This window comes from Embleya sp. NPDC005575 (assembly GCF_040605455.1).
Taxonomy (GTDB): Bacteria; Actinomycetota; Actinomycetes; order Streptomycetales; family Streptomycetaceae; genus Embleya.
The window spans coordinates 1-11,237 of record NZ_JBEXCV010000219.1; the positions used below are offsets into that span (position 1 = coordinate 1).

Annotated in this window: 11 protein-coding genes and 1 pseudogene; 5 read left to right on the forward strand and 7 right to left on the reverse strand. The window is 70.6% G+C overall.

Annotated features, from left to right (window positions below):
• Both ABZS54_RS39355 and ABZS54_RS39360 read left to right on the forward strand, forming a co-directional pair.
• Nucleotides 1–429 (forward strand): annotated as a pseudogene (locus tag ABZS54_RS39355) (hypothetical protein); the annotation flags it as partial.
• A 54-nt stretch (nt 430–483) separates the two neighbouring features.
• Nucleotides 484–1,848: an ABC transporter substrate-binding protein gene (locus tag ABZS54_RS39360; RefSeq protein ID WP_355547120.1), complete on the forward strand. Its 1,365-nt coding sequence runs from the start codon at nt 484–486 to the stop codon at nt 1,846–1,848.
• 19 nt (nt 1,849–1,867) lie between these two features.
• Here the strand turns inward: ABZS54_RS39360 and ABZS54_RS39365 are convergent, their stop codons facing one another.
• Entirely contained in the window at nt 1,868–2,044 is a 177-nt protein-coding gene (locus ABZS54_RS39365) for a hypothetical protein (RefSeq protein ID WP_355547122.1), read from the reverse strand.
• 156 nt (nt 2,045–2,200) lie between these two features.
• On the reverse strand, nt 2,201–3,142 hold the full coding sequence (locus ABZS54_RS39370) for a D-alanyl-D-alanine carboxypeptidase family protein (RefSeq protein WP_355547124.1): 942 nt from the start codon (nt 3,140–3,142) through the stop codon (nt 2,201–2,203).
• A 182-nt stretch (nt 3,143–3,324) separates the two neighbouring features.
• On the opposite strand from ABZS54_RS39370, the gene moaA reads away from it, so the two are divergent.
• A complete protein-coding gene (gene moaA / locus ABZS54_RS39375) occupies nt 3,325–4,362 on the forward strand; it encodes a GTP 3',8-cyclase MoaA (protein WP_355547126.1) in 1,038 nt (345 codons plus the stop codon).
• Nucleotides 4,363–4,429: 67 nt separating this feature from the next.
• Here moaA and ABZS54_RS39380 read toward each other — a convergent pair whose 3' ends face one another.
• From ABZS54_RS39380 to ABZS54_RS39400, 5 genes are all read right to left on the reverse strand, one after another.
• The gene (locus ABZS54_RS39380; protein ID WP_355547128.1) at nt 4,430–4,687 is read right to left on the reverse strand and encodes a hypothetical protein; all 258 of its coding nucleotides are present in this window, start codon (nt 4,685–4,687) and stop codon (nt 4,430–4,432) included.
• A gap of 297 nt (nt 4,688–4,984) precedes the next feature.
• Nucleotides 4,985–5,491, reverse strand: a complete 507-nt coding sequence (locus tag ABZS54_RS39385; protein WP_355547130.1) for a DUF3099 domain-containing protein — start codon at nt 5,489–5,491, stop codon at nt 4,985–4,987.
• Between the two features lie 133 nt (nt 5,492–5,624).
• Entirely contained in the window at nt 5,625–6,164 is a 540-nt protein-coding gene (locus ABZS54_RS39390; protein WP_355547137.1) for an RNA 2'-phosphotransferase, read from the reverse strand.
• A 199-nt stretch (nt 6,165–6,363) separates the two neighbouring features.
• Nucleotides 6,364–7,773 carry a metallopeptidase TldD-related protein gene (locus ABZS54_RS39395; RefSeq protein ID WP_355547132.1) on the reverse strand — a complete coding sequence of 470 codons (1,410 nt, stop codon included), beginning with the start codon at nt 7,771–7,773 and terminating at the stop codon, nt 6,364–6,366.
• Nucleotides 7,770–9,293: a TldD/PmbA family protein gene (locus ABZS54_RS39400; RefSeq protein ID WP_355547134.1), complete on the reverse strand. Its 1,524-nt coding sequence runs from the start codon at nt 9,291–9,293 to the stop codon at nt 7,770–7,772. The genes ABZS54_RS39395 and ABZS54_RS39400 overlap by 4 nt, the downstream gene beginning before the upstream one ends.
• Nucleotides 9,294–9,651: 358 nt before the next feature.
• Between ABZS54_RS39400 and fabG the strand changes: the two genes are divergently transcribed.
• Both fabG and fabI read left to right on the forward strand, forming a co-directional pair.
• On the forward strand, nt 9,652–10,356 hold the full coding sequence (gene fabG / locus ABZS54_RS39405; RefSeq protein ID WP_020556165.1) for a 3-oxoacyl-[acyl-carrier-protein] reductase: 705 nt from the start codon (nt 9,652–9,654) through the stop codon (nt 10,354–10,356).
• A gap of 4 nt (nt 10,357–10,360) precedes the next feature.
• The gene (gene fabI / locus ABZS54_RS39410) at nt 10,361–11,140 is read left to right on the forward strand and encodes an enoyl-ACP reductase FabI (RefSeq protein WP_355547139.1); all 780 of its coding nucleotides are present in this window, start codon (nt 10,361–10,363) and stop codon (nt 11,138–11,140) included.
• Nucleotides 11,141–11,237: the final 97 nt, after the last annotated feature.

Genomic DNA, 11,237 nt, shown 5'->3' on the forward strand with positions numbered 1-11,237 from the left:
GCCGCCGGGCGCGGCCGGCGTGGACCCGGCGGCTCCTCCAGCGCTCCGCCGGCCGCCGGTGGCACCACGCTGACCGGCGAGGAGAAGAAGGTCGCCGACAACTGGGACAAGCTGTTCGACAACGCCACGCCGCTCGCGGACCGCAAGGCGGTCCTGGAGAACGCGGCGCAGGTGGGCACGCTCGTCGAGACGCTCGCGAACGACCAGGTGGCCAAGCAGGTCACGTCCAAGACCACCGCGGTCAAGATCAACGGTGACAAGGCCGCCGTGTCGTTCGACATCCTGCTCGCCGGCACCCCGGCGCTGCCGGGCCAGACCGGTCAGGCCGTCAAGCAGGACGGCACCTGGAAGGTCAGCCTGGCCACGGTCTGCTCCCTGGTCTCCGCTCTCAAGCCGGGTACCGTGGTCGAGGGTTGCCCCAAGGCCTGATCGCACACCCGAACCGGCCTACATCCGCCACACCCGGGCCACCGAGGAGCACGCATGCGTCGTCGTTTCCACCGACGGGGCGTACCGTGCGCCTCGGTGGCCCTGCTGCTGTGCGTAGTGACCGGGTGCGGTTCGCGGTTGCCGGAACGCGACTTCCACGACCGCGAGCCGGCCGTGGTGGGCACCGGCGCACCCGCGCCGAACGCCAACACCGCGTCCGACGTGGGCGTCACCCCCACCCGGATCACCGTCGGGATGATCGACACCGTCCAAGGCATCCTGGGCAACGAGACCTTCTCCGGGCCGATGTACGGCGCACAGGCGTGGTTCAAGGCGCTCGACGACCGCGGCGGCGTGAACGGGCGCAAGGTCGAGGTGGTCGCTTGCGACGACAACGGATACGGCGTGGCCAACCAGCGCTGTGCCCGCAAACTCGTCGAGGACGACAAGGTGTTCGCCTTCGCGGGCAACAGCATCTACAGCTACAACGCCGCCGGCTACGTCAGCGACAAGGGCGTCCCGGACGTCGGCGGCCAGCCGATCGGGACCGCGTACGAGACCTACCCGCACCTGTACTCGATCTACGGCTCGCGGGCTCCGCGCGAGGGCAAGGTCGGCTGGAACGGCGAGCTGTACGCGAGCACCGAGGTCTACCGCTACTTCAAGGACAAACTCGGCGCGCGCACCGCCGCCGTGGTGTCGTACAACCAGGCCGACTCCGCGCGCTACGCGCAGACCGTCGCCGACGGCCTGCGCGCCGAGGGCTACACCGTGCTGGACAAGCAGGTCGACTTCGCGCTGCCGAACTTCGCCGCCGCGGTGGTGGACATGCGCAGCAAGGGCGTCGACATCGTCTTCGACGCGGTGGACACGCGCGGCAACGTCGAACTGTGCAAGGCGATGGACGGCGCCGGACTGCGGGTGACCGCGAAGGTGACCAACGTGCAGAACTGGAACGCGCGCGTCGGCGAGGACTTCAAGGCCTCCCCGACCTGCCGCAACAGCATCTACGCGACGAGCAACAGCCGCGGCTACACGGACACCGCGCAGCCCGCGGTAGCCGAGTTCCGGGCCGCGATGAAGAAGTACTACCCCGAGCGCGAGGACAAGCTCTCCCAGTGGGAACTGGAGGGCTGGGCCTCGGCGATGTGGCTCACCGACGCGATCGCCTCGTGCGGCGCGAACGTCACCCGGGCGTGCGTCGAAGGCTTCGTCAACCGCCCCGAAGGCTACGACGCACACGGACTGCTGATCCCGGTCGACTTCAAGGCCGAACCGGTCGACCAAGTCGCCGCGCCCACCCGGACCTGCTTCGACGTGGCCCGTTGGCAGGACGCCGCGCCGGGCGGCTGGGTCGGCCAGGTACCGGACATGACCACGAACTGCTACGACGTGCCCTCGCTGCCGTACAAGCCGTGACGGGCCGCTCCGGAGCGCTTCAGCGCCAGTCGGCCCGGTACCAGAGCCGCGGCCGAGCGAGGTTCGCCGGCGGGGTGGGCGGGAGACCGACGGGCGCGGGACGCGCCTCGGCCACCGGGTAGGGCAGTTGCACCATGCCGAACGGGCGGCGGTGATGGGGATCGGGATTGGGGGCGATCAGGGCCGAACCTCGCACGGGAGAGCCTCTCCGCTACGACGGCCCCGAGATCCCACGCCCCGACGCCGCGCCCGCCGAGACTCGTCGGCGGACACGGCGTACAACGATCGGACCGGGGTCGGGTGTCGCGAGGTCACTCCCATGGCCCCGCGCCCGAGCGCGCGGCCCGCTGGGTCATTCCGTGGCGCTGGGGAGGCGCTTGGGGCAGCCGGAGGTGTAGGAGGCGTTGTACTCGAAGTGCCATTCCTCGTTGTCGTACATCCGGCACCAGCCGTACTTGCTGCCCTTGGCCTGGAGCCAGGCCTGAGCGTTGGCCGGGTAGATGTCCACCGCTATGCCCTGCACGTGCATCGACTTCTCCGGCGGCAGCACCCAGCGCAGGGCCTCCTCACGGGAGCCGACCTCGGCGATCTTGTTGTCGAGCAGTTGCTGCTGGTGCACCCAGCCGCGTTTGCCGGAGTTCAGGTTGAGGGTGATGCCCTCCGCAGCCATCGCGGCATCGATCTTCTTCCACGCGGCGTAGGCGGCCGGCTTGAGCGCCTTGGGGTCCTTGGGCGCGTCCACGTCGTTGGCCGGCGGCTTCGCGGTCGCGGACGAGCTCGGCGGCTTGCTCGAGGACGGCGGCCGGGTCGATGCCTGCGCCTTGGTGGTGGATGCGGTCGTGGGGACCGAGGCCGTGGTCGGCGCGGCCGTGGGTGCGGGGGGCAACTCCGCGCCCACCGAGGAACTCGCCCCGTCCTTCTTGTCGTCGCCACTCCCGAGGAACAGCACCGCCCCGACGCCGGCTCCGCCGAGCACCAACGCGCCCGCGAGACTCCACACGACCAGCGCGCGTCGGCTGCGTCGCGGTGGCTCCGGGCCGTCCCCGGGTGCGGGCCGAGCCGGCTCGGCCGGGGCCTCCGCGGGGGAGGCGGCCGGCTGCTCGCGCTGGTACCAGTCGGCCGGGACCGGTGTGGTCGCCGCGTCGAACGCGCCGGGTGTGCCAGGCGTGCGCGGTGTGCCGGATGCGCCGGCCGTGCCCATGGTGTGCTGTTGCCACGAGGTGTCCAGGAAATGCGCTCCGTCGGGTGTGCCCCCTTCGTCGGGCTGTGGATCGCTGCCCGCTGCGTGTCTCACCGGTGAAGCCTCCTCGTAGTGAGCCTGGATCCTCTCGTGGATCACGTCCGGTATTCGACTCACGGTTGTCGATGCCCGTGTGGGATACGCCACTGCAACCGATCGGGAGCCCCGCTCGTAACCTGGTGACCCTGCCGATCCGAGCAACCCGCGTAGCCTGGGAACTTGCCGGAAGGCCGGAGATGGGCCGAACCAGGAGAAGGGGGTCGAAGGTGAGCACGCACCACCGCACCGGAGGACTCGTCGACGGTTTCGGCCGGCTGGCGACCGACCTGCGGGTCTCACTGACCGACCGTTGCAACCTGCGGTGCACGTACTGCATGCCCGAGGAGGGGCTGGACTGGCTGTCCAAGCCCGAGTTGCTGACCGGCGAGGAGATCTCCCGCCTGGTCCGGATCGCGGTGACCGTGCTGGGCGTGCGCGAGGTCCGCTTCACCGGCGGCGAGCCGCTGCTGCGCCGCGAGCTGGTGGAGATCATCCGGGCCGCCGCGGCCCTGGAGCCGCGGCCCACGCTCTCCGTCACCACGAACGGGATCGGTCTGGCCCGGCTGGCGACGACGTTGAAGGCGGTCGGCCTGGACCGGGTCAACGTCTCGCTGGACACCCTGGACCCCGTCCGGTTCAAGGCGATGACCCGGCGCGACCGACACGCGGACGTGCTCGCGGGGCTCGCCGCGGCGGTGGACGCGGGCCTGGGGCCGGTCAAGGTCAACACCGTGCTGATGCGCGGGGTCAACGACGACGAGGCCGCGGCGCTGCTCGCGTGGTGCCTCGAACGCGGCTACGAACTGCGTTTCATCGAGCAGATGCCGCTGGACGCGCAGCACGGCTGGAAGCGCGCCGAGATGATCACCGCCGGCGAGATCCTGGCCGCGCTGCGTGGCGCGTTCCGGCTGGACTCGGAGGACGCGCGGGGCAGCAATCCGGCGGAGCGCTGGCTCGTGGACGGCGGCCCGGGCACGGTGGGCGTGATCGGGTCGGTGACCCGCCCGTTCTGCGGCGCGTGCGACCGGACCCGGTTGACCGCCGACGGGCAGATCCGCAACTGCCTCTTCGCCCGCGAGGAGTCCGACCTGCGGGCCGCCCTGCGCGGCGGTGCGGACGACGAGGAGATCGCCGACCGCTGGCGGGCCGCGATGTGGACGAAGAAGGCCGGTGCGGGCATCGACGACCCGGAGTTCCTCCAGCCGGACCGGCCGATGTCGGCCATCGGCGGCTGAACTCGCTCAACCCGCCGAGTCGGCAAGGGAGTTCGATCCGGCGGCCGGGCGACCGTGCGCGGATCGCTCAGGAGACCTCGCCGGCCGGGCCGGCCGGTGGCCGAGGGTCGTGCCAATCGGCGAACGCGACGGTGTCCTTGAGGAAACCGCGAATCGCCAGGAACTGGGACAGATGTTCACGGTGCTCGTCGCACGCGAGCCACGTCTTGCGCCGTTCCGGGGTGTGCAGCTTGGGGTTGTTCCACGCCAGGACCCACACGGCGTCGGCCCGACAGCTCTTCGCCGAACAGATCGCACGGTCGGGGTCGGTGGGGGTGGGGAACATGCCCACCAGTGTCGCAGACGAGGTCGGCCGCCCGGATGCGGTGCGTCGAACGGGCAGCTGACCCTGCGTCAGGCACCAACCGGAGCGCTGCGCTCAGTAAGCAACGAGCTGGTGCGGAAACCGTGTGCGTGTCGACTTGCCTGACAGTCAAACGACCCGGACACGGGCGATGCCGGGCAGCCACGGGGGGAGCCGCCCGGCATCGCGTCGGTCGCTCCGACGGGGGATACGGAGCACGTTTCGAAGTATGGCACGTCCTGCATGCGGTTGAAGCACCAACCCGCGTAGCGCTTCCCGCTAATTTTTGACGGGCTGCGAAGGGGTGCCCGTCGGGTCGCCCGTGCGGCCCCGGTCGGCACTCCCGAGGTTACCGTGCGTATCCGAATTCGTGTGCGAGGAAAGGTCGGTGGGCTCCGGGCCGGCGGTCGACGGCGATCCGGCGGGCATCGTCCAGGAGTCTTCCGAATGGGTGTGCACGGTCTCCCTTTCGGCGCTGGTGAGCACCGCCCCCGGCGGCGGCTCCAGCGCCTTGGGCGGGAGCGGCGGGACGAACTGGGCCTGCACCGGCGCGTTCGACGTGGGCTCGCGACCGGCGTTGGCCAGCACCACCGCGATATAGGGCAGGAAGAGCGCGCCCGCGACCAGAATCCACCGCCACGGCGACGGGGTGAACACCGCCGCGATGAAGCACACGGTACGGATGGACATCGAGATCACGTACCGGCGTTGGCGCCCGGCCACGTCCTCGGTCAGCCCCTTGCGCGCACCACTGATCTGGTACACCGAGCCCTTGGCGTTCTTCACGACTCCACCGTCTCCGACCATGTGCCCACTCACTCGTCCCCGCCTTTCACGGTACGCCCGCAGGCGGCCGTACCGAGACGGGGGCGGGACCTTTTGTCGCGAACTGACCCGAGCGGGGGACAGCGGAACGGGGTCAGTCGAGCCGCTCCAGAAACCCCGGCGGTACCGCCGGGACCAGCCACACGCCGTTGTCCGAGCGGCGGAACACATGCCCGGCCGCGACCATGTGCTCGGCCCGCACCACGAACAGCACCGGCCGGCCGCGCCGCGCGCCCACCCGGCGGGCCGTCTCGGTGTCGGTGGACAGATGTACGTCGTGCCGGTCCATCGGCCGCAGGCCCTCGACCAGGATCGCCGGCACGCTCTTGGGATTGGTGCCGTGGTAGAGCACGGCGGGGGGCACGGCCTCGACCAGACCCAGGTCCACCGCGACGGTGTGCCCCTGGCTGGCCCGGATCCGGGTGCCGTCCGCGGAGAAGGCGAACCGTCGCTTGTCGTTCTCCTCGACGACCCGTTCCAACTGTGCCCGGGTCAGTGCCATCCCGCGGGCATTGCACGCCGCGAGCAGCACGTCCACGTCGACCCAGCCGGCCTCGTCCAGGGTGATCCCGAGCCGCTCCGGCTGATGCCGCAGGTGTCGGGACAGATACTTCGAAATTTTGACGATGTTCATGATGACCCCCAACGAAAGCACGGAGCCCCTTTCGGGGACAGCGATTTTCCGTTGCGAAGCGCTACGCCGGGTGAGCTCGACCGAGCCCACCCGGCGTAGCGCGACCCAAACCGTGGACCGAGTCGAATTCAGCCCGTCCGGCGTTCGAGGACAACCGGCCGCAGGCCGCCCGGCCGATGCCGCCGAGCGGGCCGCAGGCTCACTGCGCCTGACTCGGCGAGGACATGTTGAAATCGCGAACCCGCAAAGGCGGCATCGCCGCACGGGTGAACCAGTCGCCCCACTCCCGCGGATACGTCCGCTCCGTGCGCCCCACCTCGACCGCCCGCCCGAGCACGTCCACCGGCGACTCGTTGAAGCGGTAGTTGTTCACCGCGCCGACCACCTCGCCGCCCTCGACCAGATACACCCCGTCCCGGGTGAGCCCGGTCAACAGCAGCGTCTGCGGATCCACCTCGCGGATGTACCACAGGCAGGTCAACAGCAGCCCGCGCTCGGTCGAGGCGACCATGTCCGCCAGGCTCGGGCCGTCGGCCGGCCCGTCCAGGATCAGGTTGTCGATCTCCGGCGCGACCGGCAGCCCGGTCAGCTCCGCGGTGTGCCGGTTGGTCAGCAGCGACGTGAGCACACCGTCGGTGACCCAGTTCGTCCGGGTCAGCGCGAGGCCGTTGTCGAACACCGACGACGCGTCGCCGGAGGCGTGCGCGATGGTGAACGGCGCGCTCTCCAGTCCCGCATGGCCCGGGTCGCTGTACAGCGTCAGCGGCAGTTCGCTGAGCCGGTCGCCGATCCGGGTGCCGCCACCGGGCTTGCTGAAGACCGTGCGGCCCTCGTGCGCGTCCCGGGCGCTGCCCTGCCAGTACATGTAGACCATCAGGTCCGCGACCGCCGAGGGCGGCAGCAGCGTCTCGTAACGGCCCGCCGGCAGATCGATCGTGCGGCTCGCCCAGGACAACCGCTGTGCCAGGTCCGAGTCGATCGCGCCCAGGTCCACGTCGCGGAAGTCGCGCGTGGGCGCGCCGGCCCACGCCGAGCGGGTCAGGTCGCCCGACTTCGCGTTCAACTCGACATGACCGGTGGGCTGGTCGTGCCGCAGTCGCAGCCCGGCCGAGGTGCCCACATAGGTCGAGGTCAACTGATGCGACGCGAACCCGTACAGCAGCCGGTCGCTCTCCCGGGCCCGCCCGAACGCGGCGCCCAGCTCGGGCGCGAAGTCCGCGAACACGCCGATCGAGGTCTGCGCCGGCGCTTTTGTGAAGCCGCCGTCCGGGCCGCCGCCGGCGCCGAGCAGCGGTCGCGCGTCCTCGGCCGGACCGGCGTCCCGTGCCGCCGCCTCCGCGGCCCGGACCAGGTCCTCCAGCCGATCCACCGTCACACCACTGCGCGAGACGATCCCGGACGCGGTGCCCTCGCTGCCCGCGACGGTGGCCACCACGGTGACCCGACGGCCGCGGGTCTCTCCGTTGGTGGTCAGCGCGTTGCCCGCCCAGCGCAGGTTGGCCGCCGAGGTCTCCTCGGCGATCACCACACAGCCGTCCGCCCTGGACAGCGCCAACGCGCGCTCGACGGTCTCGTCCGGCCGCGTCACCACGATCTGCCCGCTGCTCATCGACCCGCCTCCTGAACCGTGTTGAGGACCTTCACGCCGCGAAACAGCGCCGACGGGCAGCCGTGGCTGACCGCCGCGACCTGCCCGGGCTGCGCCTTGCCGCAGTTGAAGGCGCCGCCGAGGACGTAGGTGCCCGGGCCGCCGACGGCCTCCATCGAGCCCCAGAAGTCGGTCGTGGTCGCCTGGTAGGCGAAGTCCTTGACCTGCCCGACTATCCGGCCGTCCTCGATCAGATAGGCGCGCTGACCGGTGAACTGGAAGTTGTACCGCTGCATGTCGATCGACCACGACTTGTCGCCGACGATGTACAGACCCCGGTGCACCCGGCCGATCAGCTCGGCGGTGGACAGGTTGTCCTCGCCCGGCCGGAGCGAGACGTTGGCCATCCGCTGCACCGGGACGTGGCCGGGGGAGTCGGCGAAGGCGCACCCGTTGGACCGGCCCAAGCCCTGCATCAGCGCCATCCGCCGGTCCAGCTGGTAGCCGGTCAGGATGCCGTCGGTGACCAGGTCCCAGCTCTGCGTCGCGACGCCCTCGTCGTCGAAGCCGATCGTGGCCAGGCCGTGCTGCACGGTGCGGTCGCCGGTGACGTGCATGACCGGCGAGCCGTATTGCAGCTTGTTCAGCTTGTCGAACGTGGCGAACGAGGTGCCCGCGTAGGCGGCCTCGTAGCCCAGCGCGCGGTCCAGCTCGGTGGCGTGCCCGATCGACTCGTGGATGGTCAGCCACAGATTGCTCGGGTCGATCACCAGGTCGTACTCGCCCGCCTCGACGCTGGGCGCCTTCACCCGCTCGGCGAGCAGGCCCGGCAGGGACGCGACCTCCTCGTCCCAGTCCCAGCCCACGCCCTTGACGTACTCCCAGCCGCGGCCGACCGGCGGTGCGATGGTGCGCATCGTCTCGTACGCGCCCGAATCGCGGTCGACCGCGATCACGGTCAGCTGGGGATGTATACGAACCCGCTGCTGCGTGGTGGCGGTGCCGGCCGAGTCGGCGTAGAACTTGTTCTCCTGCACCACCATGCACGTGGCGTCCACGTGGTCCACGCCGTCGGCGGCGAGCAGTTCCCGACTCCAGCGCGCGAGCAGCGCGATCCGCTCCGCCTCGGGTACGTCGAACGGGTTGATCTTGTACGCCGATATCCACGTCTCGTCGGCGTGCACCGGCTCCTCCGCGAGCGCGACCGTCTCGCCCGCGCCGGCGGCCTCGCTCACCGAACGGGAGACCCGGGCGACCGCCACGGCCTGCTCCGCGACGTACGCCGCGGCCTCCGGGGTCAGGTCGACGCCCGCCGCGAAGCCCCACGCTCCCTCGTGCACGACGCGGACCGCGAAGCCCACGTCGGTGGTGTCCACGGACGAGTCGGTCCGCCCGTCGCGCAGCCGGAAGGACGCGTCTCGTACCCGCTCGAAGCGGAAGTCCGCGTGTTCGGCGCCCAGTTCCCCGGCTCGGGACAGGGCCGCGGCGGCCAGCTCCCGAAGGGGATAGGCGAGGAACGTCGGATCGATCTCGTTGGGCACCCATTCCTCCATACGTTCGGCCTGTCGGCTCGCGTCGTTCAGTCAACCAGACACGATGTCGCCGGCATTCCTGTATTTTCCGGCCGGCCGCTCGTGCGTCGGACGGGTCTTGCGCCCGGACAAGCGGAACGAAACCTGCCGGGCGCAGGCCGGCCGGATTCGGCCGGTGGAGCCTGTCGTTCCGGTTACCGTGCGCTCTTGTCGGGTTCCCACAACGATCGATCGGCGGACGCTGTCCCGGACCGGATTCCCATTACCCCGGGGTAGCCCGATAGCGTCATCGTGACGTAAGCCGACGGCCCGCGCGCCGGCGCGGCCGAGGACGTCCGAGGACGACAGACGACGAAGGAGTGATCCGTTGAGCCGGTCCGTACTGGTCACGGGAGGAAACCGGGGCATCGGCCTGGCCATCGCCCGGGCCTTCGCCGCCGACGGCGACAAGGTCGCGATCACGTATCGCTCCGGCGAGCCCCCGGAGGGCCTGCTCGGGGTGCGCTGCGACATCACCGACGGCGAGCAGGTCGAGCAGGCGTTCAAGGAGATCGAGGCCGCACACGGCCCGGTCGAGGTGCTGATCGCCAACGCGGGCATCACCCGTGACACGTTGCTGCTGCGGATGAGCGAAGAGGACTTCACCAGCGTCGTCGACACCAACCTCACCGGCACGTTCCGGGTGGTCAAGCGGGCGAGCAAGGGCATGTTGCGGGCCCGCAAGGGTCGCATCGTGCTGATCTCGTCGGTGGTGGGGCTGCTCGGTTCGGCGGGGCAGGCCAACTACGCGGCCTCCAAGGCCGGCCTGGTCGGTTTCGCCCGCTCGATCGCGCGGGAACTGGGATCGCGCAACATCACCACGAACGTGGTGGCGCCCGGCTTCGTCGACACCGCGATGACGGAGGTACTCGGCGAGGAGCGCAAGGCGCAGATCCTCAAGGAGATCCCGCTCGCGCGCTACGCCGACGTGGACGAGGTCGCCGGTGTGGTCAAGTTCCTCACCTCGGACGCCGCGTCGTACATCACCGGAGCCGTCATCCCTGTGGACGGCGGACTTGGAATGGGGCACTGAACTCATGGGCGACCTGCTTGCGGGCAAGCGCATTCTCGTCACCGGCGTCATCACCGACGCCTCACTCGGCTTCCACGTCGCGAAGCGGGCCCAGGAGGAGGGCGCCGAGGTCGTACTGACCGGATTCGGCCGGCTCTCGCTGGTCAACCGGATCGCGAACCGGCTGCCGAAGCCGGCCCCGGTGATCGAACTCGACGTGACGAACCCCGAACACCTCGCGGCGCTCGCGGACAACGTGCGCGCGCACGTGCCCGCGCTCGACGGGGTCGTGCACTCGATCGCGTTCGGTCCCAAGGACGCGCTCGGCGGCAACTTCCTGAACACCGAGTGGGCCGACGTGGCCACCGCCGTGGAGGTCTCGGCGTACTCGCTGAAGTCGCTGACGATGGCGTGCCTGCCGCTGATGGAGGCCAACGAGGGGCGCGGCGGCTCGGTCGTCGGCCTCGACTTCGACGCGCAGGTGGCGTGGCCGGGCTACGACTGGATGGGCGTCGCCAAGGCCGCACTCGAGTCGACCTCGCGCTACCTGGCCAAGTACCTGGGCGAGAAGAACATCCGGGTCAACCTGATCTCCTCGGGCCCGGTCAAGACGATGGCCGCGAACAGCATCCCCGGCTTCGAGAAGTTCGAGGGTGTCTGGAACGAGAAGGCGCCGCTCGGCTGGGACCTGCGCGACTCGGACCCGGCCGCCCGGGGCGTGTGCGCACTGCTGTCCGACTGGTTCCCCAAGACCACCGGCGAGGTCATCCACGTCGACGGCGGCCTGCACGCAATCGGCGCCTAGCGTTCGAAACCGCGCTGCGCGCGGGGACGGCTGCGCCGTGGGGGGGGCGGGCGGCCCCCGGGGGGCCCGCGGGGGGCCGGGGGGGGCGGTGGGCGCG